General features: G+C 46.9%; 37 protein-coding genes and 2 tRNA genes. 13 read left to right on the top strand and 26 right to left on the bottom strand.

The features are described 5' to 3' along the window. Positions 1–18 precede the first annotated feature (18 nt). The 22 genes from VK958_RS06530 to VK958_RS06425 all read right to left on the bottom strand — a co-directional run bounded on the left by VK958_RS06530 (position 19) and on the right by VK958_RS06425 (position 17,296). Entirely contained in the window at positions 19–462 is a 444-nt protein-coding gene (locus VK958_RS06530) for a hypothetical protein (protein WP_325239980.1), read from the bottom strand. Then, entirely contained in the window at positions 459–815 is a 357-nt protein-coding gene (gene gp17 / locus VK958_RS06525) for a tail completion protein gp17 (protein WP_325239978.1), read from the bottom strand. Before gp17 ends, VK958_RS06530 begins: the two co-directional genes overlap by 4 nt. Further along, entirely contained in the window at positions 812–1,315 is a 504-nt protein-coding gene (locus VK958_RS06520) for a hypothetical protein (protein ID WP_325239977.1), read from the bottom strand. Before VK958_RS06520 ends, gp17 begins: the two co-directional genes overlap by 4 nt. A 1-nt stretch (position 1,316) precedes the next feature. Next, on the bottom strand, positions 1,317–1,655 hold the full coding sequence (locus VK958_RS06515) for a phage head closure protein (RefSeq protein WP_325239975.1): 339 nt from the start codon (positions 1,653–1,655) through the stop codon (positions 1,317–1,319). Next, positions 1,655–2,233: a head-tail connector protein gene (locus VK958_RS06510; protein WP_325239973.1), complete on the bottom strand. Its 579-nt coding sequence runs from the start codon at positions 2,231–2,233 to the stop codon at positions 1,655–1,657. The genes VK958_RS06515 and VK958_RS06510 overlap by 1 nt, the downstream gene beginning before the upstream one ends. A gap of 39 nt (positions 2,234–2,272) precedes the next feature. Then, complete coding sequence (locus VK958_RS06505; RefSeq protein WP_325239971.1) at positions 2,273–3,688, bottom strand: hypothetical protein; 1,416 nt, start codon at positions 3,686–3,688, stop codon at positions 2,273–2,275. A gap of 2 nt (positions 3,689–3,690) precedes the next feature. Then, on the bottom strand, positions 3,691–4,209 hold the full coding sequence (locus tag VK958_RS06500; RefSeq protein WP_325239969.1) for a hypothetical protein: 519 nt from the start codon (positions 4,207–4,209) through the stop codon (positions 3,691–3,693). A 7-nt stretch (positions 4,210–4,216) separates the two neighbouring features. Further along, complete coding sequence (locus VK958_RS06495) at positions 4,217–4,762, bottom strand: hypothetical protein (RefSeq protein ID WP_325239967.1); 546 nt, start codon at positions 4,760–4,762, stop codon at positions 4,217–4,219. Positions 4,763–4,814: 52 nt separating this feature from the next. Further along, positions 4,815–6,041 carry a phage major capsid protein gene (locus VK958_RS06490; RefSeq protein ID WP_325239966.1) on the bottom strand — a complete coding sequence of 409 codons (1,227 nt, stop codon included), beginning with the start codon at positions 6,039–6,041 and terminating at the stop codon, positions 4,815–4,817. A 75-nt stretch (positions 6,042–6,116) separates the two neighbouring features. Next, positions 6,117–6,857 carry a head maturation protease, ClpP-related gene (locus VK958_RS06485; RefSeq protein WP_325239964.1) on the bottom strand — a complete coding sequence of 247 codons (741 nt, stop codon included), beginning with the start codon at positions 6,855–6,857 and terminating at the stop codon, positions 6,117–6,119. Then, complete coding sequence (locus VK958_RS06480) at positions 6,829–8,124, bottom strand: phage portal protein (protein WP_325239962.1); 1,296 nt, start codon at positions 8,122–8,124, stop codon at positions 6,829–6,831. The genes VK958_RS06485 and VK958_RS06480 overlap by 29 nt, the downstream gene beginning before the upstream one ends. Next, on the bottom strand, positions 8,121–9,836 hold the full coding sequence (locus tag VK958_RS06475; protein WP_325239960.1) for a terminase large subunit: 1,716 nt from the start codon (positions 9,834–9,836) through the stop codon (positions 8,121–8,123). The genes VK958_RS06480 and VK958_RS06475 overlap by 4 nt, the downstream gene beginning before the upstream one ends. After that, on the bottom strand, positions 9,799–10,257 hold the full coding sequence (locus VK958_RS06470) for a phage terminase small subunit P27 family (RefSeq protein ID WP_325239958.1): 459 nt from the start codon (positions 10,255–10,257) through the stop codon (positions 9,799–9,801). The genes VK958_RS06475 and VK958_RS06470 overlap by 38 nt, the downstream gene beginning before the upstream one ends. A 538-nt stretch (positions 10,258–10,795) precedes the next feature. Beyond that, the gene (locus VK958_RS06465) at positions 10,796–11,197 is read right to left on the bottom strand and encodes an antiterminator Q family protein (RefSeq protein WP_325239956.1); all 402 of its coding nucleotides are present in this window, start codon (positions 11,195–11,197) and stop codon (positions 10,796–10,798) included. 29 nt (positions 11,198–11,226) lie between these two features. Then, entirely contained in the window at positions 11,227–12,042 is an 816-nt protein-coding gene (locus VK958_RS06460; RefSeq protein WP_325239954.1) for a helix-turn-helix domain-containing protein, read from the bottom strand. A 207-nt stretch (positions 12,043–12,249) separates the two neighbouring features. Continuing rightward, positions 12,250–13,236 (bottom strand): DNA cytosine methyltransferase, encoded by a 987-nt coding sequence (locus VK958_RS06455; protein ID WP_325239952.1) that lies wholly within the window; start codon positions 13,234–13,236, stop codon positions 12,250–12,252. Continuing rightward, positions 13,193–14,035 (bottom strand): DNA adenine methylase, encoded by an 843-nt coding sequence (locus tag VK958_RS06450; protein WP_325239950.1) that lies wholly within the window; start codon positions 14,033–14,035, stop codon positions 13,193–13,195. The genes VK958_RS06455 and VK958_RS06450 overlap by 44 nt, the downstream gene beginning before the upstream one ends. Continuing rightward, positions 14,028–15,410, bottom strand: coding sequence for a replicative DNA helicase (gene dnaB, locus VK958_RS06445; RefSeq protein WP_325239948.1), 1,383 nt, complete (start codon positions 15,408–15,410; stop codon positions 14,028–14,030). The genes VK958_RS06450 and dnaB overlap by 8 nt, the downstream gene beginning before the upstream one ends. Next, positions 15,407–15,877, bottom strand: a complete 471-nt coding sequence (locus VK958_RS06440; protein ID WP_325239946.1) for a hypothetical protein — start codon at positions 15,875–15,877, stop codon at positions 15,407–15,409. Before VK958_RS06440 ends, dnaB begins: the two co-directional genes overlap by 4 nt. After that, entirely contained in the window at positions 15,874–16,488 is a 615-nt protein-coding gene (locus VK958_RS06435; protein ID WP_325239944.1) for a hypothetical protein, read from the bottom strand. Before VK958_RS06435 ends, VK958_RS06440 begins: the two co-directional genes overlap by 4 nt. Next, complete coding sequence (locus tag VK958_RS06430) at positions 16,485–16,943, bottom strand: phage regulatory CII family protein (RefSeq protein WP_325239942.1); 459 nt, start codon at positions 16,941–16,943, stop codon at positions 16,485–16,487. Before VK958_RS06430 ends, VK958_RS06435 begins: the two co-directional genes overlap by 4 nt. A gap of 128 nt (positions 16,944–17,071) precedes the next feature. Next, positions 17,072–17,296 (bottom strand): helix-turn-helix domain-containing protein, encoded by a 225-nt coding sequence (locus VK958_RS06425; protein WP_325239940.1) that lies wholly within the window; start codon positions 17,294–17,296, stop codon positions 17,072–17,074. Between the two features lie 93 nt (positions 17,297–17,389). On the opposite strand from VK958_RS06425, the gene VK958_RS06420 reads away from it, so the two are divergent. From VK958_RS06420 to VK958_RS06360, 13 genes are all read left to right on the top strand, one after another. Next, on the top strand, positions 17,390–17,788 hold the full coding sequence (locus VK958_RS06420) for a hypothetical protein (protein ID WP_325239938.1): 399 nt from the start codon (positions 17,390–17,392) through the stop codon (positions 17,786–17,788). A gap of 15 nt (positions 17,789–17,803) precedes the next feature. Further along, positions 17,804–18,361, top strand: coding sequence for a hypothetical protein (locus tag VK958_RS06415; protein WP_325239936.1), 558 nt, complete (start codon positions 17,804–17,806; stop codon positions 18,359–18,361). A gap of 151 nt (positions 18,362–18,512) precedes the next feature. Next, positions 18,513–18,779 carry a type II toxin-antitoxin system HicA family toxin gene (locus VK958_RS06410; RefSeq protein ID WP_325239934.1) on the top strand — a complete coding sequence of 89 codons (267 nt, stop codon included), beginning with the start codon at positions 18,513–18,515 and terminating at the stop codon, positions 18,777–18,779. Beyond that, positions 18,766–19,278: a type II toxin-antitoxin system HicB family antitoxin gene (locus VK958_RS06405; protein ID WP_325239932.1), complete on the top strand. Its 513-nt coding sequence runs from the start codon at positions 18,766–18,768 to the stop codon at positions 19,276–19,278. Before VK958_RS06410 ends, VK958_RS06405 begins: the two co-directional genes overlap by 14 nt. After that, positions 19,275–19,688 (top strand): hypothetical protein, encoded by a 414-nt coding sequence (locus VK958_RS06400; RefSeq protein WP_325239930.1) that lies wholly within the window; start codon positions 19,275–19,277, stop codon positions 19,686–19,688. Before VK958_RS06405 ends, VK958_RS06400 begins: the two co-directional genes overlap by 4 nt. A 20-nt stretch (positions 19,689–19,708) precedes the next feature. Further along, entirely contained in the window at positions 19,709–19,978 is a 270-nt protein-coding gene (locus VK958_RS06395; protein ID WP_325239929.1) for a hypothetical protein, read from the top strand. Between the two features lie 178 nt (positions 19,979–20,156). Further along, positions 20,157–20,348, top strand: a complete 192-nt coding sequence (locus tag VK958_RS06390; protein ID WP_325239928.1) for a hypothetical protein — start codon at positions 20,157–20,159, stop codon at positions 20,346–20,348. Between the two features lie 8 nt (positions 20,349–20,356). Then, on the top strand, positions 20,357–20,740 hold the full coding sequence (locus VK958_RS06385) for a hypothetical protein (protein ID WP_325239926.1): 384 nt from the start codon (positions 20,357–20,359) through the stop codon (positions 20,738–20,740). 192 nt (positions 20,741–20,932) lie between these two features. Next, on the top strand, positions 20,933–21,055 hold the full coding sequence (locus VK958_RS06380; RefSeq protein ID WP_325239925.1) for a hypothetical protein: 123 nt from the start codon (positions 20,933–20,935) through the stop codon (positions 21,053–21,055). A 244-nt stretch (positions 21,056–21,299) separates the two neighbouring features. After that, positions 21,300–22,043 (top strand): hypothetical protein, encoded by a 744-nt coding sequence (locus VK958_RS06375; RefSeq protein WP_325239924.1) that lies wholly within the window; start codon positions 21,300–21,302, stop codon positions 22,041–22,043. Next, a complete protein-coding gene (locus tag VK958_RS06370) occupies positions 22,043–22,528 on the top strand; it encodes a hypothetical protein (RefSeq protein ID WP_325239923.1) in 486 nt (161 codons plus the stop codon). Before VK958_RS06375 ends, VK958_RS06370 begins: the two co-directional genes overlap by 1 nt. Before the next feature lie 209 nt (positions 22,529–22,737). Beyond that, positions 22,738–22,971, top strand: a complete 234-nt coding sequence (locus VK958_RS06365; RefSeq protein ID WP_325239921.1) for a DUF4224 domain-containing protein — start codon at positions 22,738–22,740, stop codon at positions 22,969–22,971. Continuing rightward, positions 22,968–24,071 (top strand): hypothetical protein, encoded by a 1,104-nt coding sequence (locus tag VK958_RS06360; protein ID WP_325239919.1) that lies wholly within the window; start codon positions 22,968–22,970, stop codon positions 24,069–24,071. Before VK958_RS06365 ends, VK958_RS06360 begins: the two co-directional genes overlap by 4 nt. A gap of 71 nt (positions 24,072–24,142) precedes the next feature. Here the strand turns inward: VK958_RS06360 and VK958_RS06355 are convergent. From VK958_RS06355 to VK958_RS06340, 4 genes are all read right to left on the bottom strand, one after another. Further along, positions 24,143–24,219, bottom strand: a tRNA-Asp gene (locus VK958_RS06355). A gap of 10 nt (positions 24,220–24,229) precedes the next feature. After that, positions 24,230–24,305 (bottom strand) — tRNA-Val (locus tag VK958_RS06350). Between the two features lie 14 nt (positions 24,306–24,319). After that, positions 24,320–24,619 (bottom strand): HU family DNA-binding protein, encoded by a 300-nt coding sequence (locus VK958_RS06345; protein WP_325240016.1) that lies wholly within the window; start codon positions 24,617–24,619, stop codon positions 24,320–24,322. After that, the coding region (locus VK958_RS06340; RefSeq protein ID WP_325239917.1) for a S16 family serine protease at positions 24,615–24,971 on the bottom strand (357 nt) is incomplete at its 5' end. The genes VK958_RS06340 and VK958_RS06345, both read right to left, overlap by 5 nt.

Here is a 24,971-nt window from a genome sequence, read left to right as displayed (position 1 = left end):
GCCCCAAAGGGCAAAACATCAAGCAAACACAACTACGTCTTGCTGTTCGATACTGGCGACAGCATCAAACAATGACTTTCCATCATTACCCTGTGATTCAACATAAGTGACAACCTGTGCCACAAAGTAACGAATGCCTTTATCAGCACGCTCAATTTTGAAGGCATAGTTTGCAACCAATGCAGAGGCATTCAATAGAATGGCCTGCCCTTCATCGCCAGCGAGCAAGATGATTTCAAGCGGCAATGCATTGAACATTAATACGCCCTTCACCCGGGTGCCAAATTTTTTATCAATCAACTTATCATCTCGGGTTTCCCAGACGTTGCCCAGTTCACCTGCCAACCTGACACCGCGTATTTGAGTCCAAGGCAACAACACAAAGTCAGCTGCAGCATTTAATGCAGGCAAACTTGCAGATATATAAATCTTTGTACCGGCTGTTATTTGTGGGCTGGTCATGGTTTATCAAACCAGATAATAAAGTCGCGTTTCATTCCGCGCATGTTGGGCGGCTGGCTATGCGTCATTTGAGCAGAACCCTGTGGATCACCACAGATTGGCAATGCCACGATCACATCTGACATTTCAATCATGACCGCATCCGCCTCGATATCGTCTTTTGCCCAAACATTGATTTGAACCCTGGCACCATCTTTTGAAGCATTCGCACCCTCAAGAAATGTAAGCGACGGGCCGCCAACCTGCGCCCAGGTTGCATATGGCAGCCTGGTATTTTCAGGGGCTGTTTGTGGATATAACCTTCCATCGACGACCGCTTTAGCCAAAGTGACGAATTCTGATTTTTTGCTCATACCATTTGGCCAAGGTTAATTTTTAAAGCATTCAAGCCTGCATCCAATGCCGAGTTGATCTTTGCATCATATGCCGGCCTGAAAAATGCATTCGGCGGGATCCACTTAGGCGTACTTAATAACTGGTTTGTAGTCACAAACTTGCCATCAGCCCCAATGATCACTTTGTATGGTTGCCAGTGGCCTTCCTCTACCAGGTGAAAATGTGGTGCTTTTCCAAAATTAACCCCTACTTTCCATGTTTCAACTGCTGCACCTGACTTGCCAGTGTCACGCCAGCGGTAAATGGCATCATCCAGAATGCCTTCTTGACGCGGCACACGCACTTTTAATTCATCATATAAAACTGTGCAGGCAACAAAAGCTGCTGGTCGCAATGCCTTTTCTTGCATATCACGCGACAGGTTGGCAAAAAAATCACCAATCTGGCTACTATCAAAGCCCATGCCTAAACCATCTTTGGCATAAACCTTCGGTGTTGATTTGCTTCGCCTCGCCATCTTAAGCCACTGTTTCTGGGTTAATCGTTCTCAGCACGATATCCATGTAGCTGCGGTCCCGCGATGGCAGAACTGTTTCGATATCGAACATGTTTCCGTCATGGCTCACACGCATTGTCGACAATAATGATTTATCCATGCGTACACGTGCGCTGGCTACCAGGTTTGATTGCTCACGATTAGAAGCCATGAACTGTGAGCCGTTTTTATACAAGACATTCGCCCAGCGCTTGCCGAACTCCTGCCATTCTGTGCGTTGTGCACCAAAAGCATCCTGTCCAGTTTCGACGTTATGCCAAAAGGTGATGCGTTGATCTAAACTGCCAGCTGAAACGCTCATCACAAGCCCCAAATTTTGACAGTTTGCAATAACCCATCACAGAAGGTAGCAGGTAACTCGGTAACAACGGATTCATCAGATGCAGTTTCACGATGTTTATAGAAAAAGCTGACTGCCATCAATATCCACTGCTTAATCGCTGCCGGCACTGCCGCTGCATCCCCATACCCAGCCACAAAAGTGACTTTCACCGCATCAAACTGCGTATTGGCTGAAGGCCAGCTCTGCCCATTCTTCAGCCGCAGGTAATGTTTACCCTGCCCAGTTTTATCCAGGGCATATACGCTGGGTGATAATGTCTGCTCAACACCGTTGGAATCAATGTATTTGATTGATTCGATTGATTGCACTGGTGAGACCGGAAAAGGTATTTTGTCACCAGCCAAATCAGGTATCGCCCATTCCAAAGTTTGTGTCATTAACGCCCGGCCAGTGCGATGCTCAGCAAGCTCCCGCGCTGGCTGGATTAAGGACTCAATAAAATCATCCTCTTCAGCAGAGTCAACGCGGCATTGTGCTTTGGCTTGCGCAAGGGTGACAGGCTCATCTGATGGTGGTGTGATGGTTTGATAGCTCATGATATACAGTCAATAAAAAAACCGCCGAAGCGGATTCAATTATGTTGGAGTTAAGAACTTGGTCTTAGCGTTAGTCTCTTGCAAGTAATTAAAGCCAGCAACCCTAGCTGCGACATTAAGATGAATGAGATCTCCTGAAAAATTAGGTTTCCACTTATCTACATCCACCCCAACCAACGGCGTATTTAGATCAAGGACATCATCAATGCCACCAGGCTGACCAACTAAAGAGATCAGTTGGTTATTAAGCAATCTGATATTTGGATTCGCTACTTGGTCAGATTGGTCTGGAGCTGTCCCACCAATAGACCCAACCTGCGTATTCGGAGGCAGTAAACCACATATGATTTTACTAAACCCTGCAGCCCTGCCATGGTCGATAATGGCCTGCATTTGGCCTAGCGATGCTGAATTTTCACCAAGTAATATCAATAAGCCACGACCGCTGTAAACTTGCTGGCGAACACTACTCATTGCCAGGTAGCTGCTGCCAAACTCCCCAGCTTTGGATAAATTTTGGAAACGAATGCCATTGGCGTGCATAAATCGCTGCACAACGCTTCCGGTCACCGCATCGTTACTATCGCCTAAAACCGTCCATTCCAGATAATTGGTGTTACTGATTCCACGTCCTCTCAAAGACACTGGCCTGAATTGGTTTACACCATGGTTCAGCGCTTGCCAAGGCGCTCTACCAATCATGGTTTCAGAGTTGTCTGTCGCTGAGTTGATATAAGCTTCTTTTAGCCGCACACTTATCGTATCTGTTGCTTCAGCGGGCTGGCTTGCAGGTAATTGGAAATTTCCACCGCCGACTTTGGACAAATAGAATTGCACGATTGTAGGATCTCCCGATCTCACATCGGCAGCTATCACGCCTTGTAGAGTTGACTTTTGACCACCTGTGAAAATCCCAGGCGTTACTCCATCGAATGTGAACGTTCCTACTTTAGTAAAGCTCCAGATGCGCGCTACATTTGTTACATTAGAACTAAGCGGCTCATCCCAGGAGCAAGCCGTACTCGCGGATGTATATTTTACCCATCTCCAATCGCCATTACTAAACTCTACATATTCCCAATTTGAATTGGGAGCGTTGGCAGATAATATTCCGTTTGTGGCTCCTGCTGCGAGGCCTCCGGTAAAGTTTCTAGTAGGTTTTGAGTAAGGCTTGGCCGGCACGTAAAGAACTGCTTTGATGTTTAAGTCAGCCCCATCTGCCGGAAAAACTTCCGCAGTAACTCCACTTCCCCAAAGCACACAATTGCTGACTGTAACATTCACCTCAGCCATGTCGCATGCGGCCCGCCACATGCACGCTGAGTTATGACCAGGCACTGATGGAAATGCGCCTTGGTAACCGGCAGCGGATGCTTGCATGAAGGCTGGTACAAATGGGACTGGTTGAGAGCTAGCACCGCTAAAAGCGACAGCAATCGTGGACAACCAACGCATGATTAAGCCCCGCCCTTGATGACAAGGTATTTTTTTGGTGTTGCATTTAAGTCAATAGGCTCGATCAGTATCATGCTGCCAACGTTAGTAGTTGCTAGTGAGGCAATCACACCACCACCAGCGCCAATCATTTGAATATCGGCCCCAGGCAAAATAGTCACTGCACCAGCAGCGTCCTGACGGATCCGAGTCGATAAAGTAATCTTTGTGCCTAAGGTGTAGTTAATAGCTGTTGCAGAAACGGATTTGAGAGGATCAAGCCCATTATCACGGCCTCTAGCTTCACGCGATCTATTCAACTCCCCTGAATTTTCTTGCGGATAATATTGGGTACCGCCAGTCAAATCGGTGCTTGCTACTTTCTGACTAACCAAGGCAGTCTCTTCGGCAGCACTTAATGTATCTATATCGTTAAGTTTGTATTGACCGAATCCGGTAAGAAATTTAATCGTCATTTTTTGCTCCAGGTAATCAGCACACAAACAAAAAAAGCCGCGATATGCGGCTTTTTCAATTTGCAAACTGTTTTTATTCAGCAGACTTTTCAGCCTTGATCAATGCAGTGCGGTCAGCTTCGGGTAAAGCTTGCCATTCAGCAATTGTTTTGCCTGACTTTTCAAATGCATTTTTCTCGACCTCGGAGAGATTGGCAATTGCAAGTTCGTCTTTTTCAATACTATCAATTGCTGAAATACGTTGGGTGCGATCTTCATCAGATAATTGAAGCCACTGTTCGACAGGCAGACCAGACTTCTCAAAAACCTTTTTCTCAGTAACAGGCATTTTTGCAATTGCTGTGGCTTTCTGCTTAGCAGTTAGCTCTTTAGATTCATTTGCTGCCTGCTTTTCTTCAAGTCGTTGTTGCATGCTTTCTGACAGTTCAGATTTTTCCAGCTCAATGGTTTTGAAACCTTCACTTTCACCGTAAGCAATAGCATCTTTATGATCATCAACCACCCCACCAGATTTAAGTGATTCGATCAATCCTGCAGCTGCTAAAATCAGAACGTTTGCCGGAATAAAACTTTCGCCATGCTCAAAACCTGCCAGCACTCGCGCTTTTAATTTACTCATCATATTTCTCCAAGTAACTTTGAAAGGTGGCCGAGGCCACCTACCAATTTAATTATGTTGCGGAATGTTGATAGACCTTGAATGCATTTGCATCTGGCATGTTGCCGCCAGAACGCGCCCAAGCGAGGAAGCCAATTTGACCTTTTTTGATAAAGGCACTATCTTCAAATTTGAAAAGGCTGATATCCATGGCGTCGCGAATGATGTATTTACTGATATCACCGAAACCGATGGATTTGTTATTTGCACCTGGTGCAGGCATGTTGTTATTGATTTCTAACTCATAGCCAAGCAACAAGTCAGGAGTACGTGCAGACATACCCAGATCATATGACGGAGTCCAGATCGGACGACCAGCTGTATCTTTTATTTTGCGAGCAACGCGGCGGGAAGTTTGGCTCAACATGAATTTCAGCGCGGAGCCTGCCTCATGATAAGCAATATCAATGCTATCAACCAGATCGACCAGGTCATCATAAGTCACGGTGACTGTTTGGCCTGTAGTACCCGTTTTACCAACAGTAGATGCTGTCACAATCCCATTTGGTTGCCCTGTGCCGGTACCCACTGTAAATAAACGGTTTTGAATACGCCCGATACGATCACGCACGCGTGTATTGATCAGGGAAAGCACATCGACATTAGTGTCTTGCAGCAACTCAATCGGGATGGTGATTACTTTTGAACCGAATTTAAAGCAATTGAGGCCTACGGTACCAAAAACGATATCAGCATCTGTTGCTGAAGTGTTTTCTGCAACGATTTCACCTTCTTCAGCAGTGCCATCACTGGTTGGGTATGACAACGGGCGACCATCAGAGGTAACCAATTTGGTGGCATTACGGCGCATTGCACCAAAATCCTTCAGTGTTTCAATCACAGTTGATGCGATCTCGCTTGGAACTGTATATCCACCTTCTGAGCCGGTGGTGGTAGACATGGTGTTTTGAATTAACTGCATATCTTCAACACTGATGTTTCTGGTCTGGTTACGCAGCAATATATTCATTGCACGTACACCATCACTGACTTGTGCCTTAGCTGGCTTCTCAGCACGATGTTTATCCGCATCTGCAAAGTTATTCAGTGCTGTGTCATCCACCATTTTCTGATGAGCATCAATTTGCGCATCAATACGGGTGATATCGTCTGCCAGGCCATCGAACTCTGCCTGGCTTTCTTTCGACCAGATTTTGTCGCCATTATCTGCCAACAATTTGTTTGCCAAACGGGATTTTTCTTGTTTCTGCTCCCGCAGCGCTTTAAGTGTGTTGCTCATGGTGTTTCCTTTCATTAAGAGCGGACATAAAAAAACCCGCCATCTGGCGGGTTTGGTCACAAAACGCAGGAGCGTTTAAGTGAGTTCGAACATGCGCAACCGATTTGCATTGAATTGCCGCTGCGCATTGGATTGCTGCAATAGTTTTTCCATATTTTCAGGGTGTGGTTCAGCTGGTTTCGGCGCATTATTGAATGCTGCCAGGTTCCAATTTTTGGCTTGTGCGGCCGTATTATCAGCCTCAGTCTTGGCTATAGCATTTACAAAGCCATTATCCAGGGCTTCCTGCGCACTAAACCAGGTTTCGGCATTCATCCAATCGACAATTTGGGTCGTATCGTTGCCGGTTTTGCGTGCATAGTCTGCAATGATGGATTCATCAACCTTTTGCAGCAGTTCAGCTGTCTGCCTCAATTCTTCTTTGTTGCCATATGCAAACGTCCAGGCATTGTGGATCATGTAAAAACCACTAGGCGCAATTTCGACATCTTTGCAGGCACTTGCAACCCTTGTTGCAGCGCTGGCAGCATATCCATCAATGTGACCATGAACATCGCCATGTTCACGAATAGCGGTTGCCATGGCTTCAGCAGCAAATACGTCACCACCAGGTGAATTTATGCGTAAATGGACGGTTTTACCACGCAGGGCCAAGAGTTCTTTGCAGAAATCTTGCGCACTGATGCCCCAATAATCATCAATGATGTCGTATAGGTAGATGGTAGCCTCGGAAGAATCGTCTGCATTGACGATTATCAGCTTACCTTCCACTTTGTTTAAGTTGTCTTTAATCAACTGCATTAGTTTTTTGTTCATCGGTTTTCCCTTTTGGAATGTAGAGAACGTCGCCGCCTTCTATTGGCGCCAAGTTTTTGGTCTTGCGAACTTCGTTAATGGTCATCCAGCCTGGGCCGTTGGATCCACCAATTGCTTGACGAAGCGCTTCGTTTTCTTCTTTGGTATTTCCACGCAGGAAACCTGCAAATTGATACTCCAGGAATTCATCGCCGGCATATATCAACTTACGATTAAATTCCTGCTCATATTGTGTTGCTTTTGGCTCAAGGCGGAAGGTGACAAAACCTTGTTTGATCTCAATAACACCACTCCCCCAGCTGGTAGTGGTTTCTTGCGCGCCAATGAGGATTGGCGGAATACGAAAGGCACGTGCAATATCAATCACAGAATATTTAAGCGTTTCGAGCAATTGCGCATCGACCGCTTTCATATTCATTTCACGCATTTTCAGGCCTTCTGTTAGCACCATAGGTCGGCCAGTGTTTGCCGGGCCCGAGTAGCGTGAATCGTATACATCCCTGAAATCATCAATCTGAGTCTGATTCATTTCTTTATCAGTCTCAAATACGTGTTTTGGGCTAGCCCCTTTCTCGAAAAACTTTTTACCATAACGGCTAATTGCCAAACCCAGGCCAATGCCATGGTAAGCATCATTGCTGATTATGCTGCGACTGCGTGTACCGTCAAAACCTTCACCAGTAAGGTGCAGCACATCGTCAGCGCTGGCATTAAAAGGCTTGAGACCATTGCCAGGGTAAAATCGATAAATCAAGCGAGAGCCGATACGCTCCCACGCTACATCCCTGTTATGAAAAGGCACTATTGCTATTGGGTAACCAAGGCGGTCACGCACAATAAAACTAATTGCATCACCACGATAAGAAATGCAGGCCTCCCAAAACTTTACCATTGCGGCACTGGTAAAGTTTTCTATCGGGCTGCTGTTGAACAAACGTTCAATTGGGCTACCTACAATGCGCTCACGCATCCCATCTTTACCACGCCGATAATGATGCAATGGCAAGGTAGACATAGCGTCACCCAGTAAACCAACGCACGCAGTGACAGCTGACAAGCGCTTTGAGGAATCTGGCGTTACTGATACGCCGTCAGTTTCTATATCGAACAAGCTAAGTACTTCAGCAGTATTGCTAGATTTAACTGAAATGCTATCAGTAGCATTGGAAATTACTAATTCTTTGCGTGATGCCTGGCGCTCAGCATTCCATCTGGCTAAAACAACACTATGCTTTTGCGCAACCATTTGCTCATTGTAAAAAGTCATAGTGCGACGAATCCTTGTTTGATTACTTTGGTTTCCGGTTCAAATGTTTTAGATATACCTATTGCCATTAGCGCAGCCACAATGCCATCCACACGTCCTGTCGCTTTTTCTTTTGTAATCTTGCGATTGCCAGCTGGATCTGTAGTTGTAACTGCATTAGCCGCACACCAGGTCATTACCGGGTTACCGTTATGCTTGATTTGCGATTCAAGTAACAACGTTTCAAACTCGTTTACTGCAGGAGCCATGTCTTTGTAACCCTGACCGAATGGCATCATTGGCAGAGTTACACCCTCTTCATCTAAGCGGGACTTAAATTCCTCAATCAACCATCGGTCATAGCCGACACCTTGCAGGTCATACATATCGGCAATCTGGGTGAAGCGTTTGACGATCGCCAGTTTATTGATGGCTTTGCCTGGGAAAGTTTCCAAATATCCAGCAGTGCGCCAAACGGTGTATGGCACCCGGTCTTTTTCCTCTTTCTCACGCAGTGTATCGCCAGGCAACCAGAAGTAACTGAGCATGCGCCAATGCGGATCAGTACCTTCAGGCGGGAATACCAGTACTGCAGCAGTTAAGTCTTGCGTGCTGGATAAATCCAGTCCGGCAAAACAACGACGCCCGACCAGGCTTTCCGGTGTAAAGTTTTCATGGTTGCCCATCCAGACTTGGCCGGATATCCATGGATTTTCTGCATCGGTCCATTGGCAGAAATTCAAGCGACGGACAATCGACTCTTTGCTGGGCATGCCGCGCGCCTGAGTGACTTGTTCACGCAGGTATTTAATGCCTGGCAACCCAACCGAAAGGCTGGGGTTAGCTTTAAGCCAGCATTTTTCGTCACGGAGCGGATCGTCGCCTTCATCCAGTGCGCTTATAAATGCGAAGTGGCTATCATCTTCCAGCGCGCCATTGTTTATTTTAGTGCTGTAATCGTGGTACCCCCAGCAGACGGACTGTTTATCACTGCCACTGTTGGTGATCATCACGATCATGGCTTGCCTGCGGCTCTTGGTACCAGCGCGCAACATTTCCACCACGCGGTTGTCTTTGTGTTCGTGGATTTCATCCAGCAAGGCAATATGCGGGCGCGGTCCAGAAGCGCCGTCGTCGGCTGATATCGGGCGGAAGAATGAGCCGCCTTTTATATACGCCAGGTTCCAGACCTTTTCGCCAACACCTGATTTGCTTACGACCGGACGCAACGTTGGCGACTGGTCAACCATTGCAACCGCATCCCGAAACAAGATCATTGCCTGGTCTTTTTTGGTAGCCGCTGCGTAAATTTCCGCGCGCGGTTCGTTGTCAGCCACTAATCCATACAGACCAATGCCAGCAGCCAACGGGCTTTTGCCAGAACCCTTGGCCGTTTCAATGTAAGCAATACGGAAACGTCGCAAGCCTTCTGCATCAACCCAACCAAACAGTGAGCCAATAATGAATGCCTGCCAATCGGCTAACACGAACGGCTGACCTTCGAACTGGCCACCATTCAGGCAGAGTACATCCCGGAAAAACCCGATCGCACGGTTTACTTTTTCCAGGTCGAAAAAAAAGCCCCGGGCTGGGGCTTTTTCTAAATCGTTCAGGTGTCGCTGACAGACATCTTTTATCTTCTGACCGGCGATGATCTTGCCGGAAAGTACCCCTTTTGCGTAAGCCGTTACCGGATCACGTGAGGTAGGTTTGACCTGCTGTTTTTTTGTCATTGCCGAAAAGGTCACCTTGCGGGTCAATCATCACTTTGCTGCGTGCAACTGGTGTCATACCAAACTGTTGCATGACTGATTGAGCCTGCTTAAACATCATTGATTGAGCGATCAGCAGCTGGTTAAGACTTTTACCGCTATTCACTGTGTAATCGCCATTCAACTTCAAAGTTATTTCGCGCCAGTTAGCAATCGCCACACATCCCTGCTCAAGTGCATGCACATCCATCACGGTAAGCACCCGATTTTTCCGCAACTCAGGTGCCAGCTCATTCCAAACTGCTTTCGCAGTTGCAGGCAGCCAATCTGGCGCATCCAGATCATTCAGGAAAGCCGGTTCAATTTCGTTTGCATTGCTTGCGCGCTTACCCTTGTTGCCTTCAATCACTTTCAGCTGGGTTGGTTTACTTGGTCTCGCCATATCGGCCTCAATTCAACTACCGGGTGATATAACTCTGTTTATACCCCCCCTATGGATTATGCGGTTGTGCACAGAAATGTAAGCAGACGGTCTAGAGGCCAAAAGCTGTAGACTTTCGACCACCCCCTGGTCACACATTCCAATGGTGATTGGCATCAATCGGTATACCACTTACATCACAACCAACTTCGCGGCCAGACATTTCAAGACGCTTCTTATGTGAGTCATGGCAATGCTTGCACAATCCCTGGTGATTCTTTGGATTCCAAAATAATTTATGGTCACCCTTGTGTGGCTCAATGTGGTCAACAACTGTTGCCGGCTCTAGAATGCCCCGCTTCTCATGCATTATGCATAATGGGTTCGCAATCAAATATCGCTCACGATACCTTTGCCACCGTGAACCATAACCACGCTGAGCTGATGATTTTCGATTATCGGTAGCCATAAACGACGAAGCCCACACCGGTTAAGATGTGGGCTTTAGAGACACTAACTGCGACTTTGGTGAATTTATATCAAATGTGTGCAATGCAGGTCAAGCACTTTTTTTAAAGTATTCATCCAATTTTGGAATCTCAATCTTGCAAGACAGGTCATTGAGCCAGCCTAGTATTAAGTTATGTGCCTCTGAAACCTTCATATAAAATAATCTGCGTTTACATCCTAAACGATCGGCCTTGTCGTCAACACTTCCCCGGTAGAAGTAATGCAGATTTATAAACTCATACAAGTCTGGCCTCGTTGCCTTCAACGCCTCAACGCAAGCATCAACACGCATACTCTCTTCGTCAATGTCAGGCACATAATCAATCTCGGTACCATGCGGCTCATCATGGACAAACGATGCACGTTTCTTGTAACCCAGCTTACCACTCACACCAGCCAGCTTGTACTTCACCCAGGCACACATCATCACGGTTATAAAACTATCACTCATCATTCACCCCTTCACCCATAACAACACAATCAAGCAGCTCGCTTACCACCACCAACCACAACCGCCTTCAGCCGCGTTCGATAATCCTGCATACTCTCGCCAACCTTCGGCAAGCAACCAACCTCAACACCCTTTGCCAACACACCCTCATCACTCATCAACCAGCTGTTATCAGACTTCGGCTGCAACTGGTTGCGGATAATCTTATCGAGATACCCCGGCGCAATCGTTTCAGGCCAAGGCTTCTGCATTCGAGCCAGCCCAATGCACTCATCAATCAAATCATCGGCAATATTTTCCTCAACCCACCTCAACAGCGTCGGGTGCATGCTGGTCACTGCAATGTTTAATTTTAATAATCGACACGCCAACACACCCTCGGGTCGCATCGGCTTGTTGGTAACCTCAGGAGAAACACTCTCGCGCGGATTTGAATTGTTTATTGAATAGTTAATTGAACTACTAGTGTGAACGTCGTTCACTGCCTTTACGTCGCTACGTTCACTGCCTTCTGGAACGACGTTCACTGCCTTTTCCTCAAGGTCGTGAACCACGTTCACTGCCTTAATAGGTGGAAAAGTCGCCTTATATTCATTTCTTGCCCACTTCTGCCCACTGAAACCATGGCGATCGCATTGAATAAAACCAGCATCAACTGCCAACTTCAAATGGGTGATCACCGCCCTGTTACTCAAGCCGGTTTCGTCGCATAAAGTCTCAATGCTCGGGTAGCAACTCTCCCCCATATCATTCATGTGGCAACCCAGCGTCAGCAGCACGTGACGCGTGGTAGATGCAAGCTGCGACTTAATAACAGCCTGCCGCCATGTATAAAACGTACTCATAGACACCCTAAAAATCGCGCGGAATTTCCGCGTCATTGTGATTGGATTGTTTCATCCAAATATTTAAATCATCACCACCCAAAGCGCATGGAGGCTCAACCTCTGACCAATTGCCCGCAAACCAATACTTACCCTTCCAATTAGTTGCACCACACCTTGCGCAGATATTGCATTTACAGTCATGGTCATAACGATAATCATGCGCCGTCACGAAACCAGCCTGGCTTTCAGCAGCTGGAAAGCTGTTGCGGCACAGAGAGGCACCTGTCCGTTGCCAATCCCTTTAAGTCTGTCCACCCTAAAGGCCACCCCATCAGCCACTCGACCCACGTCGGGTTCAATTGACCACCATTTGAGGCCATCACCGTATGGTCCAAGCGGTCTTTCACCCTGCTTTTCCCATTCTTCCGAACCAGACTTGCAGGAGATGATCCCTTGCTGGCGCTGGCGCTGGCGGTTGGTGTTGGGTACTTTTTCACCGCACCTGTCAGCGTTAGGGCAATGCCCCTGCTCACACCGTTTACATCCCTGTTCACATTCTGATAATTTCCTGTTTCTTGAGCGCGTGGTGTTGGCCAGCGCGTGGGCGTATTGACCATCTGTGCCAACGATTGCCCTGTCATATTCTCTGTTAACGTGCCGCCCCTTGATCCATCCGACGCAGCGGGAGTGGCCCAAAATCCAGATTCTTTCGCGCTTGTGGTTGGCGCCAACATCGGCTGCAGAAAGCACGCCCCATTCCGCATCGAACCCCATCGCGGCCAAGTCTCCAAGCACAACTCCAAGTCCCCGAATAGTGAGCATTGGGCTGTTTTCCACAAAGACGAATCTGGGTTGTACTTCGCTAACAATGCGGGCCATTTCTTTCCACATGCCTGATCTGGCACCGGTAATGCCTGCACCTTTTCCGGCTGCGCTGATGTCCTGGCATGGAAAGCCGCCAGATATGACATCAACAAGGCCTCGCCATGGTCTACCGTCAAAAGTTGTAACGTCAGACCAAATTGGGAAAGCTTCGAGAATTCCATCGTTTTGTCGTTGCGCCAAAACTTGTGCGGCGTAGGCATCACGTTCAACTGCGCAAATGGTTCGCCATCCGAGCAACTTCCCGCCGAGTATTCCGCCACCAGCGCCTGCGAAAAGAGCCAACTCATGCAAACAAAGCCTCCTGGTAATTTCTTTCTTCCAGGGCATGCTTGCATGCATCGTTAATCCATATCACCTCAGTGCGCTCTTTTGCACCATCGGCAAAGGCTGGCCGTTCAAAGCGGGTCCAGTCAGAAAATAATTCTTTGTCGTAAAGATCGCAGGCGTAACCTGAAAGCACAACGCAACCCATTAGCTGCTTTAGAGCTGCTGCAAGTGCAGCGTGGTCGACATCATCCATTTCATGACGGTAACAATGGGTTTTGTTATTCATGTAACGAGTGCTTTTTACATAGGGCGGGTCAACGTAGTGAAGGGTCTGGACTGTATCGTGATGCATCATGCAGTCAATCGCTTTTCGGTTCTCAACCACCACACCACTCAAGCGTTCGATAACATGCTTGAAAGCATCGGGGTAATTTGCCCAATCATGCGCCGGCGTGGTGCCGCTTTTGTTACTGTTAGCCCTGAAACCAGACTTTTGCATGCTGACTGAAGCGCTACCAAAACCCATAAAACTACGCACAAGGGTGCGCCTGGCTTGTTCTACAGGGCTTTCGGAAACCTCATAACTCAAATCGAATTCAGCGCGGGCAAAGGGAGTTAACCGTAGCAACCGGTCAAGCTCATCACCATGGTCACGCGCAACGCGAAAAAGATTAACAATCTCACCATCCAGGTCGTTGTATATCTCGGCATAACTGCGCTCTTTACGCAGCAGCACAGAGCCGCCACCACCATACGGTTCGACATACACTCGGTGCTGGGGAAAGAATGACAGAATCCATGGCGCAAGCTTCCACTTACCACCGTGATACCTGACCAGCGGGCGGGTTAAATCACTCATGATCATCCCCCTGATACCCGCCCTCATAATCCTTAAACTTGGTCAGGTTGGCGTCAAACGTGGCTCGCACCGTTCTCACAGGGCCGTTTCTCTGCTTAGCTACAATGATTTCAGCCATACCCTTCTCGGCACTGTCTTTGTTGTAATACTCATCGCGGTACACAAACATGATCAGGTCAGCGTCTTGCTCAATGGCGCCGCTCTCGCGAATGTCACTCATAATCGGGCGTTTATTCGGGCGGCTTTCTACGCTGCGGCTAAGCTGGCTAATGGCAATCACCGGCACATCCAGTTCTTTGGCAAGGCGTTTTAACTCGCGGGATATCTCGCTCAAATCCTCCGCACGGTTACCTGATCCACGGGTGGCAATCAGCTGCAGGTAATCCACAACAATCAGGCTTAAACCACCAATTTCACGGTGTAAACGGCGGGCGCGCGCCTTAATATCATTCACCGTTAGCGTGCTATCTTCATCCATGTAAATGGGCGCCTCGTTCAGCTTTCCGATGCCGGTGGTCAAACCATCCCATTCACCGTCATACAGCCTGCCTGTCCATTGGCGCTGGCTGTTAATGCCACTCAAGCTTGCCAGCATGCGGTTTGTGAGCTGCTTGCTACTCATCTCAAAGGTAAAAATATGCACCGCTTTGCTCAGGTTAACCGCGGCATGCTCAGCAATGTTGATTGCCAAAGCGGTTTTACCCATGCTCGGGCGGCCGGCGATGATGATCAAATCACCACCTTGCAGGCCGGTGGTCAATTCATCCAGGTCACGCAAGCTGGTTTCAAGGCCAATCACAGGGTTACTGTCACCCGCTTCACGCCGCATAAAATGGGCGTCAATGTGGTCAGCCAACTCAGGCAGAATCTGCTGCATGCTCTGCATGCTGGATGCACCCTTCTCCACCCGCTGGCTAATCGCCATAAACTTGCTTTGGGCAATATCAAGCAATTCTTTACCGCTGGTGCCATTCGTCTTAAATGCACGGGCGCGTATTTCATCGGATTCTTGCGCCAGTTTGCGTAATATAGACCTGTCCACCACTACCGAAGCGTAATGCCCAATATTTGCCGCACTCGGCGTGTTATGCACCAGGCTGCCAAGGTAAGCCACCCCGCCGCAATCAGCGAGCTGCTGGCGCGAATCAAGGTAATCAGCCAGAGAAACAATATCCACCGGCTGGTTGCGCGCATTAATAAATACTATGCCGGCATAAATCATCCGGTGGTCGCGGGTGAAAAAATCCCCCTCGCTTAACTTGTCTGCCACCTGGTAAAACGCTTCGTTATTCAGCAGCAAAGCACCAAGAACAGCTTGCTCACTCTCAAAATGGTAAGGGGGCGTCTGCCCTTCGAATTCTTCCTGATCCCTCATTGGTCACAACCCTTGCCAATAGCGCCAGGGTCATCACTAGCGGTAAAGTCTTTCCAATGTACCCAACCATTGTTTTCGCAATGGAAACCCCAGCGGCGATACCGCGGACCAGTGATAAACAATGTCCAGCATGGCCCATTTTGCAATTCAATCCGGTGTGCAATCTTGCCAGATAACCGAAAAGCAAAATCACCAGCCTTGCGCAGAATTTTCTGGTGGATTCCGCCCGCCAAAATTCGGTGTTCCAGATATTCATTTTCAAGCAACCAACTGGCATTCAACCAAGGGTGGTCATGGTGCGCCCTGTCGTCATCACTACGCAAAAACCAATGCAGGTAGATATTGAAAAACGGGTTACGCGGAATCAACCACCAACGCATTAAATAAGGGTTTTCATGCCCACCAATCACCACATCAGGCGCGCGCTTTGCGGATTGTGAAATCAACCATTTACGCATTTTCATCATGCAACCACCCGATGTGTTGAATTCCATATTTGCAATCGCAGCGTCTTAAGTTCTACCTGCAACTTATCCCGCTCTTTGATCACACGATTCGCAATTAGCTTGGATTCTTTTATCCATCTATTCATTTGCTCAACATCACCTACGCGTGAAAGAATCTTCACCAGCAGCCACTGTTCACGCTGCTTGTCTCCTGCAAATCTCAATGAGATTAAAGCTTCATTTTTTAATTGCCAGTGACCACCAAATGTATTGGCAGCCCCTGAAATTACCTTGATGTGTCCGCGAGCATTGACCCACAACAAACCCCATTTTTCAGGTAATTCTTCAGGTTTAATCAGCCCTTCAGGGCAAATGTAATATCGGTAATCACCCATACCTGACTGTCTATGCTCTTTTTTCTTATCACATAAAAAGTCGGAACGTGTTGCTTTGGCCTCAACAACAATACTTGTGACTATATTTCCATCAAGCCTAAAGCCAATCGCGTCAGGGATTTCCCCATCCCAGCCACTACGCAATTCACTTGCTGAGATAAGGCAACCATGTCCATTTTGTGAGTTAGGCCTTTTAAGCCATTTCACCGCCAATTCTGTGAGCTGGGTATGGTTCATCGCACAATCGCCTTCACGATAGATTTCGCCTTAACAACCGTTTCAAGTAGTTCATTAAATTCCGACGATATATCCTTGAATTCATTGCGAGTTATATGCTTGTCTGAGTAATACTTTTGAAACTTCGCGCAGGTCTCACCCAGCTCGCGGGTCATATCCATAAAAGCGTTCGATATCTCGATATCACCCTCGGGTACAGATGGCAAACTCATTACCACGGCATTGGCTTTTTCGGCGGAATGTTGCGCCAGTGGCAAGTCCAGATTCAGTGCCCGGATAATCGCGTCAATCTGTGGCGCATTCAGGTGATCATTATCAAAATAAGGGTTGAGCTTGTTGTTAAGCACCTGCGCACTCATCTTGGTGACGCGGTTTTTATTGATCTCAGCAAGCGCGATATCCAAGCCATGAGGCGTATTAGCCACAAGCATTTGCAGTAAGGCAGTCAGTTCCACATGTATCTCCCAAAAATCACATGTTCTAAAAATTTAAAAGCACACTCATAATCAACCCATCAAAAAAATACCCGCCCAAGCGCAATGCCTGGGCGGGTTTGAGGAAGGAAGATTAACGGTGAATACACTTACGCAGCCTTATCGTTTAAAGATTCGATTGGCGCATACACATCATCAAAAGTCAGGGTCACGCCCTTCTCTTTTGCAATAGCAATTAAATTCCGCGCTATATCTGGCGAAACCTCTTGCCCACTTTCAATTTTGGAAACGTTTGGTTGAGAGATACCTAACTTGTCCGCAATTTCTTGCTGACTAAGCTGAAGCATTAACCGGATGCGTTGGAAATTATTCATGTGCCGAATAATAACCAATAGTTATCAATAAATCAATAACCCATAGTAATGATTTGAAAAGGTAAAATATAACTCATGGTTATGGACACAAAAATGGCGTTTGCCGCGCTATTGAAACAGCTTTGTGAAGATGCTGGCCTTAAGGAAAGAGGCAGGCAAGCGGATATCGTTCGCCTATTTAAACATCACGGAATTGTGATTAGCCAACCCGCAGTAAAAAAGTATTTTGATGGTGAAGCTTTACCAGATATGGATAAAGCTTTGGTTCTTGCTAAAGCATTTGACTACAACGTCAATGACCTACTTTCTGGAACTAAAAAAACAACAAAATCTAAAAATTTTGATCAAGTAAATCAGTCACCGGTTACTTACAGTAGCTGGCCATTTGGTGAAAAAATAACACCAGATGAATACAACTCTCTTTTACCAAAACAAAAAGAATTGGTTATCGCCAGAATACTGACCTACTTGGACGATAACAGCATCAAATAATAAATAAGGGGCTGGATGATGGGCTTGCTTCTACTTGCTGTATTTATAATAGTTGTCTTTTTCATCATTTTCAAACAGCGGAATAACCTTATTCCAGATGAAAATTTATATACCACTGCTGAGCTTGGAACTGCTCCTAAGTTAAAGAGCAAAGTAATAAATTGCCCTCGTTGCGATAACGGTGTCAGCAAGAATGCAGATGAATGTCCGTTCTGTAAACTGGAATTAAAACCTCAGATATCAAAAACACAGGCCGTTGTTTTTTGTTTTGTATTATTGTTTGTAGGTATCTGGGTAACCAGATCGCCTGGTGATAGTCAGTATTACGATCAAAATGCAAGTCTTGATGCATGCGAAAATTACATTAAACCAAGATTGAAAAATCCATCATCAGCAGACTTCGATACTGCGAACGCTAAAGTTTTAGAGCCAAAACCTGACTTTAAAACAGTATTCCTCACAGTGCATGCAACAAATTCATTTAATGCGATAGTCCCAACACATTACGCATGTTTTGTAAGAAATGTATCGGGTAAATGGACTGTTGAAGAAATTCAGGAAACTGCACAATGAATGCAAAATTTATATTGATTTTGCATGCATTAATTTCGAGCTACGCATTAAGAGTTATAAATAGCTAATTTTGTGAACAAAAAGAGATTACCGGTCTAGACCAACTATTTGTGTAACTAAATTTCAGTTACAATGTCATACAGGGCTTGAAATGTCAAAAGCAGACAAGATATTAGAAAGGTTATGCAGAGTTCCAGTCCCGTCTGATATTAGATGGAGTGAGATTGAAACCCTGATGCACTCTTTTGGCTACATAACTCAGAATGGAAAAGGCTCAAAACGCAAGTTTATCAATGTGGATAAAAAACATATTGTTGATTGTCACGAACCTCACCCTCAACCAGTGTGCAAGCAATATTTGGTTGAAAAAATAAAAGCTCATTTAACGACGGTAGGAATTATCGATGCAGACATTTGAATATAACGGATATCTAGGCTCAATCGAGTTTGATACTCGGTCAGATTGCCTCCATGGTAACTTATTGCATATTACTGATTTAATCACATATGAAGCAGACACGATGCCTGCATTGCGCAAAGCATTTGAAGAGTCAGTAGATGATTATCTCGCTACTTGTAAAGAGTTTGGCATTGAGCCAAAGAAACCCTACAAAGGTGTTTTTAATGTTCGGATGAAGCCAGAGTTGCATCAAAAAGCTGCAATGAAAGCTTCTCAATTAGGCACATCCCTAAATGATTTAGTGAACAATGCAGTTGAAAATTTTGTAGAAAACAAACCTTCTAAAGCTAATTTTGATTATGAAACTCTACGCATAAAAATGTTTGAGCCGATAGAGCGGCTTAAAGAAGAAATACATGCACAGCTAAAACCAACGAACCCAGTCAATAAAATTGATGTTATAGCTGAGGCTCAAAGAATTACCTTTATCGCTAACGAACCGGCATTAATGCAATGAAATTTAGACACTTTATTTGTGAAGATATCCGCCAGGAATTAAATGGAAAAGTTACTTTAACCGGCGTTTACCCTGACGATTGCTTACTAATGCCTGAGATATTAAATCAGGATGAAAATGCAAAAGAAATAACTGCCATTGAAAGATTGATGCTGTTAGTGAATATCAGTGAATTAGACAAAGATACCGAAGTGTTTGCTGAGATATTAAAACCAGATGGCACAATTCACGGCGTAACACAGCCACTAGGAACAACGAAAGCAGTTAAAAACCGCAGTTTTAATGTAATTATGAATCTGTCCGGTTTCCCTGTTCCCATTGCTGGCATTTATACAATCAAGCTTCGCATTGATGAAAATCAATACGAAGTGCCAATTAATATTCAATTGGAAAATCCGCAAATCCTATAATTACGCCATGGGGGTGTGATATGACTTGTTATTTAGTTAGTTATGATTTAATAAAAAATAAAGACTACACAAGACTGCAAGCAGCAATCACATCCTTCCCATGGATGAAAATTTTGCTATCACAATGGATCATCCTCTCCGACCTTGATATCGTCACTTTACGTGATCACTTATCAAGTTATATGGATTCGGACGATAAATTATTTATTGTTCAACTACCTAAAGGCAGTATTGCTGCATGGGTTAACCTACCCACAGAAGACTCACAGTGGCTACTCAATAATTTATAGAATACAAAACCTGCATTAGCGGGTTTTTTATTGCCTATTACATTTTTTGTAATCCTCCCCAATTTCAACTTAAAACATACATGCTGTGAAATTATTATCTATTTAATAACTATTGGTTATTGACATATCAATAACCAATAGTTATATTTCATCACACAACGAAACCGGAGTGTGATGCATGGCAAGCAAACAAACAGATAAGGGTTATTTGCAGCTGGCGTTTAATCGCTGCTGTTTGCGTAAGCAATTCCCTGATCTTGATGCTGCGCTGAAATCACCTGCTATTTGCACCGCCCTCCGTCGTGTTGCCGAAAATTTGGCAAAACCTGACAACAAACCAAGCCACCTGCGTGGCGCGGTTAAAGACTAGGAGCGAGCATGTGCGGAGATAGCGGTATTGATAGCATTCTGATCACCAACCCAGCGCGGGCGGCAAGGCAGCAAGCAAACATCGCCAACGCGCTAGTTGGTGTCGATCTTGGTCGTGAGGCTGATTTTATCGGCATTGACTTAGGGGCCGGTCCAGACACATCCAGTACCTGGTTATTCACCCCGGCCCTCAATGACATTGATTTATCCGATTCATACGTGCCATTCAGCGAAGCTGATGAAATCCACACTGAAGATATGCTCGGCAACCTAGTCAGTTATCTGCTGATTGCAGGTTTCATCTTGGGCCTGGTCCTGCTCGGTAACTTTATCGCCAAAGGCAACGCCCTCACCTCACCTCAAGGGGCTAGTCATGTTACGAAAGCTCGCTAAATCATGCGTGTTATTCGCAGCAGGCCTATGTGTTGGCGCAGCGCTAGTGCTATCAAAAGAGCCGCAGACACTCTCTATTACCACCAAGAGCCAGGGCAAGTGCGTCATATACAAAGGCATCGAAACGCACACAAACGATTGCCAGATCATCCAATCCGGCATTGCCTTAATTGGCTACGCGTGGTGATTGGCATGCAACGTCACGAATTCAGGCAAGCCGCCTTTCAAATCAACAAACACAACGCCAAAGGGTGGCTGGTGCTGGGTTTGATTGTCATCGCATATTGCATTGTGGGTGCATTGGAGCATTCCTAACCATGTACGGCCATCCATACATGGGCGCTGGTTACCGCGTCACATTCAAACCAATATGTCGACGCCAACAAAATGGTCGCCGCATCTACCAGGTAGTTGCCTGCGCGCGTGGCATCTTCACCGAGACCAAGAAAATATGGCCGCAGCCGTATGACGCCAATCACTGGGTTTTAAACCTTTCAGAACCGCGCAAGATTGGCACGTTCATAAATCCTACCAAAGCATTATTTGTAAAGGCATCCGCATGAAAGAGCGCCCTATTCTATTCAGCACACCTATGGTGATAGCAAATCTGGCCGGACTGAAAACACAGACTCGACGAGCAGTTAAATTTCCACTGTTTGATAAAACACAGTGTTTTGAACTAGATGAATCATACGGTAATGATTTAGCCAACCCGAGAGAATCAATTGATCACTTATGTCCGTATGGGAAAGTTGGTGATCAGCTCTGGGTAAAAGAAACTTTCTATGCGTATGGCAAATGGGAATGGCGACACAACGATAAGAAGCAGCGAAAAGAAACCTACTTTGTCGACATGACAATGGACATGGACAGGCTTTACCAATACGCAGCTGAGCCATTACAAATGACTCCTGAGGATGTTCAGACCGACAAATTAGGGTGGTACAAGCGCCCGTCTATATTCATGCCACGTAAAGCAAGCCGCATCACGCTGGAGATCACAGGCATACGTGTTGAACGCTTGCAAGATATCAGTGAGGCCGACGCTGAAGCTGAAGGCGTTCTCAAAAACTGGTGCGGAGATCTATCAACAGGCCCAAATGGATTTGGCGGTACAGGATGGGTACCAGATTGCGGGTGGATTAATTATCAATCGGGTGAGGATGGCCCTGAAGCTTATACACCAAAAGAAAGTTACCAGACGCTATGGGATTCAATCAACGGCGACGGTAGCTGGGATGCCAACCCGTGGGTATGGGTGGTGGAATATAAAGTTATTAATCCAGTTGGTGAGGCCAAATAATGGAACTCAGCAAACTAGCCTACAGCCGAGCCATGTGCATTCTTGAATACATCGGTGAAAACCCAGATAAACCTATCACAGAGATAGCCAACACGCTGGGTTATACAAAGGAATGCGCACAATTGATAGCCACGAAGCTATTCAGACATGGAGTGGTAAACGTTTCAACACGTAACACTCGCGGCGGCAAGACATATTATTATTCCGTCACCGGTAAACCTATGCCGGAGCGGGTGCAGCCAAATTATGGATCCATTCAATCAAGTGATTTTCAACTTGCTACCCCGCCACAATCGGTTGAAGCCTTCAATAAATTACCCAGCTTCCTAAGAGCAATCACCCCTGTCATTCACACTGACACCAGCCATGCACGCCATTTTCAAGGGCACTCTATCGTTCAATACAAGCAACAATCTGCCCTCGCCAGAAACGATAGGCGCGTAGCGCAATCAGGTGTTAAATATTCAGGAGAATCTAGGCTATGAGTGCAGATAATTGCGAAAAATGCAGCAATCAAAAACAGCCTGCTCATTGTTGGCATTGTGCAGGAGCAGGCGGCTTCCATGATTGTGGTGATGATACCTGTTGTTGTTTAGATCCAGACTCCTTTACAAACGAATGCGATATTTGTGATGGTGCCGGTGAATACATGCTTTGTCCAGTTTGCTTTCCAGATTCGTTTGAAAGTTAATTTATGAGCGACCTAACATTATCGCCTGATGAAATTGAAGAAATCACTGGCTTCACTCAGCCATGCAAGCAGCTGGAAGCTTTGCGACAAAATGGCTTCATTCGCTCACACCGCGCCAGGGACGGTCGTATTGTGCTCGAACGTGCCCACTATCTTGCAGTTTGCAATGGTCAGTATAACAATGGCAAATCTCAAACCCCTGCTGCCAACCTTGCCTGGATGAAGAAAACCGCATGATCAAACGTCGTGATGTGCCTGATGGTCTGCCCTATCGCCTTTATGAGCGCTTTGGCGTCAATAAATACAGCATTGGATATAAGCTGGAGAGTGGCAAATGGGCGTTTAGATTGCAATGTCCGGTACACAACCAGGCTGAAATAGCCAAACTCAAGCGAGAGGCTATCCAACAAGCAGCACAGCTTGCCTTTAATGGCGGTCAGGGCGGTGTAATTGGTTTAATTGATGGGTGGGTCGAGTGGCAAGAGAAATTGCCAGTTTCAGACCTTAACAAGCGAGCCGATAGCACATTGAAGGAAAACAAGCGCGAGGCTGAAAACCTGAAGAAGTCATTCGGCCATCTTGAGCCACACCAAATCACCATGGTGCTAGGTTATGAATACCTGGATGCCTGTGTATCAAATAATCGTGCAGCAAAGGGCAATAAGGAAATCGCATTGTTTCAAGTGATACTTGAATTTGCTGTTCGCAAGGGTGTGATCGATACCAACCCGTTACGCGGGATCCGGAAAAACAAAACTGTCAGCCTGCAACGTTATGTGACAGATGAAGAAATCGAGATTGCATATCAGGTAGGCAAAGAAAAAGGCGGTTCACGGTTAATTGTCGCTTTGGCATTGCGCACTGCCTGGCTGTGTGTGCGCAGATCAGTTGAGGTACGCGCTATTACACGTGATGCCATTACAGACGCAGGAATCATGTGGAAAGCTGGCAAGGTCAAGATAGGAAAGGAGAAGCCGCCCGTTTTAATTGAGTGGACCCCTGAATTGCGCGACACCATCCAACAAGCAATCAACATTAAACGCAATCATGTGGCTGGGAGTATGTATATATTCGGTAATATGCGCGGCCAGCGGTACACAAAGGGCGGCTGGAAGTCGATCTTAGATGATTTGATGCAGGACTGCGTAACGGAAGCTGAAAAGCTCTCTATCGAGTTTAAACCGTTCAGCCTGCAAGATTGCAGACCAAAAGGCGTAAGCGACAAACTGGACCGTGGCCATACCGATGTACAAAGTGCAACCGGCCACACAACTGATCGCATGATCGGGCAGCTTTATGACCGCCGACAAATTAAGAAAGCAACGCCGGTTAAATAAATCATATTCCAAAATTTGGAATATAAACAAAAAAAAACGAGTTAGGAATTAACCTAACTCGTTTTACTTGCTGGCGGAGCGGACGGGACTCGAACCCGCGACCCCCGGCGTGACAGGCCGGTATTCTAACCAACTGAACTACCGCTCCTTCTTGATGCTGGTGGGTGCTGACGGGATCGAACCGCCGACATTCGCCGTGTAAGAGCGACGCTCTACCAGCTGAGCTAAGCACCCCTTAAAAAGGGGCGCTAGTTTATCGCGTCCTTCAGGGCCTTGCCAGCACGGAATTTCGGGGCCTTTGCGGCCGCGATGGTCAGCGCTTCGCCGGTGTGCGGATTGCGCCCGGAACGGGCCTTGCGGTGGCTGACGTAGAAGGTGCCGAAACCGACCAGCGTCACCATTTCGCCCTTGCGCAGGCTCGACTTGATTGCGCCGACCAGGGCGTCCACCGCGCGTTCGGCGGCCGATTTCGACACCTCGGCCGCCTGGGCGATCTGCTCGATCATGTCCGCCTTGTTCACCACGCCTCCCCTGGCTGCGGCTTCAATGCTTGACGGCGGCAGGCGTTCCCGGCTTTTCCTCGGCCGGCGCCGGCAGCGCCGCGGCCACCGGTGCAGCGTCCGCCAGCGGGACCGGCCTGCGCTCCAGCGCGATCTCGAGCACCTTGTCGATCCATTTCACCGGGATGATTTCCAGCCGGTTCTTCACGTTGTCGGGGTTCTCGACCAGGTCTTTCACGTTCTCCTCGGGGATCATCACGGTCTTGATCCCGCCGCGGTGCGCCGCGAGCAGCTTTTCCTTCAGGCCGCCGATGGCGAGCACTTCGCCGCGCAGGGTGATTTCGCCGGTCATCGCCACATCCGCGCGCACCGGGATGCCGGTGAGCACCGAAACCATGGC

The sequence above is a fragment of the Methylophilus sp. genome (genome assembly GCF_035460085.1).
In the GTDB taxonomy this organism is placed as follows: Bacteria; Pseudomonadota; Gammaproteobacteria; order Burkholderiales; family Methylophilaceae; genus Methylophilus.
Note: the sequence above shows the minus strand (reverse complement) of the source record. Positions and strands in the feature narration are given on the sequence as shown.

Excerpts from the sequence above, each read along its gene's own strand:
- VK958_RS06440 (WP_325239946.1), bottom strand. The coding sequence starts at position 15,877 with ATGATGAAAATGCGTAAATGGTTGATTTCACAATCCGCAAAGCGCGCG.
- VK958_RS06375 (WP_325239924.1), top strand. The coding sequence starts at position 21,300 with ATGAAAGAGCGCCCTATTCTATTCAGCACACCTATGGTGATAGCAAAT.
- gp17 (WP_325239978.1), bottom strand. The coding sequence starts at position 815 with ATGAGCAAAAAATCAGAATTCGTCACTTTGGCTAAAGCGGTCGTCGAT.
- VK958_RS06390 (WP_325239928.1), top strand. The coding sequence starts at position 20,157 with ATGGCAAGCAAACAAACAGATAAGGGTTATTTGCAGCTGGCGTTTAAT.
- VK958_RS06425 (WP_325239940.1), bottom strand. The coding sequence starts at position 17,296 with ATGAATAATTTCCAACGCATCCGGTTAATGCTTCAGCTTAGTCAGCAA.
- VK958_RS06450 (WP_325239950.1), bottom strand. The coding sequence starts at position 14,035 with ATGAGTGATTTAACCCGCCCGCTGGTCAGGTATCACGGTGGTAAGTGG.
- VK958_RS06530 (WP_325239980.1), bottom strand. The coding sequence starts at position 462 with ATGACCAGCCCACAAATAACAGCCGGTACAAAGATTTATATATCTGCA.
- VK958_RS06455 (WP_325239952.1), bottom strand. The coding sequence starts at position 13,236 with ATGCCCTGGAAGAAAGAAATTACCAGGAGGCTTTGTTTGCATGAGTTG.
- VK958_RS06510 (WP_325239973.1), bottom strand. The coding sequence starts at position 2,233 with ATGAGCTATCAAACCATCACACCACCATCAGATGAGCCTGTCACCCTT.
- VK958_RS06505 (WP_325239971.1), bottom strand. The coding sequence starts at position 3,688 with ATGCGTTGGTTGTCCACGATTGCTGTCGCTTTTAGCGGTGCTAGCTCT.
- VK958_RS06420 (WP_325239938.1), top strand. The coding sequence starts at position 17,390 with ATGGCGTTTGCCGCGCTATTGAAACAGCTTTGTGAAGATGCTGGCCTT.
- VK958_RS06415 (WP_325239936.1), top strand. The coding sequence starts at position 17,804 with ATGATGGGCTTGCTTCTACTTGCTGTATTTATAATAGTTGTCTTTTTC.
- VK958_RS06475 (WP_325239960.1), bottom strand. The coding sequence starts at position 9,836 with ATGACAAAAAAACAGCAGGTCAAACCTACCTCACGTGATCCGGTAACG.
- VK958_RS06385 (WP_325239926.1), top strand. The coding sequence starts at position 20,357 with ATGTGCGGAGATAGCGGTATTGATAGCATTCTGATCACCAACCCAGCG.
- VK958_RS06470 (WP_325239958.1), bottom strand. The coding sequence starts at position 10,257 with ATGGCGAGACCAAGTAAACCAACCCAGCTGAAAGTGATTGAAGGCAAC.
- VK958_RS06410 (WP_325239934.1), top strand. The coding sequence starts at position 18,513 with ATGTCAAAAGCAGACAAGATATTAGAAAGGTTATGCAGAGTTCCAGTC.
- dnaB (WP_325239948.1), bottom strand. The coding sequence starts at position 15,410 with ATGAGGGATCAGGAAGAATTCGAAGGGCAGACGCCCCCTTACCATTTT.
- VK958_RS06435 (WP_325239944.1), bottom strand. The coding sequence starts at position 16,488 with ATGAACCATACCCAGCTCACAGAATTGGCGGTGAAATGGCTTAAAAGG.
- VK958_RS06485 (WP_325239964.1), bottom strand. The coding sequence starts at position 6,857 with ATGAACAAAAAACTAATGCAGTTGATTAAAGACAACTTAAACAAAGTG.
- VK958_RS06380 (WP_325239925.1), top strand. The coding sequence starts at position 20,933 with ATGCAACGTCACGAATTCAGGCAAGCCGCCTTTCAAATCAACAAACAC.
- VK958_RS06460 (WP_325239954.1), bottom strand. The coding sequence starts at position 12,042 with ATGAGTACGTTTTATACATGGCGGCAGGCTGTTATTAAGTCGCAGCTT.
- VK958_RS06395 (WP_325239929.1), top strand. The coding sequence starts at position 19,709 with ATGACTTGTTATTTAGTTAGTTATGATTTAATAAAAAATAAAGACTAC.
- VK958_RS06490 (WP_325239966.1), bottom strand. The coding sequence starts at position 6,041 with ATGAGCAACACACTTAAAGCGCTGCGGGAGCAGAAACAAGAAAAATCC.
- VK958_RS06465 (WP_325239956.1), bottom strand. The coding sequence starts at position 11,197 with ATGAGTGATAGTTTTATAACCGTGATGATGTGTGCCTGGGTGAAGTAC.
- VK958_RS06365 (WP_325239921.1), top strand. The coding sequence starts at position 22,738 with ATGAGCGACCTAACATTATCGCCTGATGAAATTGAAGAAATCACTGGC.
- VK958_RS06400 (WP_325239930.1), top strand. The coding sequence starts at position 19,275 with ATGAAATTTAGACACTTTATTTGTGAAGATATCCGCCAGGAATTAAAT.
- VK958_RS06515 (WP_325239975.1), bottom strand. The coding sequence starts at position 1,655 with ATGAGCGTTTCAGCTGGCAGTTTAGATCAACGCATCACCTTTTGGCAT.
- VK958_RS06520 (WP_325239977.1), bottom strand. The coding sequence starts at position 1,315 with ATGGCGAGGCGAAGCAAATCAACACCGAAGGTTTATGCCAAAGATGGT.
- VK958_RS06495 (WP_325239967.1), bottom strand. The coding sequence starts at position 4,762 with ATGAGTAAATTAAAAGCGCGAGTGCTGGCAGGTTTTGAGCATGGCGAA.
- VK958_RS06360 (WP_325239919.1), top strand. The coding sequence starts at position 22,968 with ATGATCAAACGTCGTGATGTGCCTGATGGTCTGCCCTATCGCCTTTAT.
- VK958_RS06405 (WP_325239932.1), top strand. The coding sequence starts at position 18,766 with ATGCAGACATTTGAATATAACGGATATCTAGGCTCAATCGAGTTTGAT.
- VK958_RS06480 (WP_325239962.1), bottom strand. The coding sequence starts at position 8,124 with ATGACTTTTTACAATGAGCAAATGGTTGCGCAAAAGCATAGTGTTGTT.
- VK958_RS06370 (WP_325239923.1), top strand. The coding sequence starts at position 22,043 with ATGGAACTCAGCAAACTAGCCTACAGCCGAGCCATGTGCATTCTTGAA.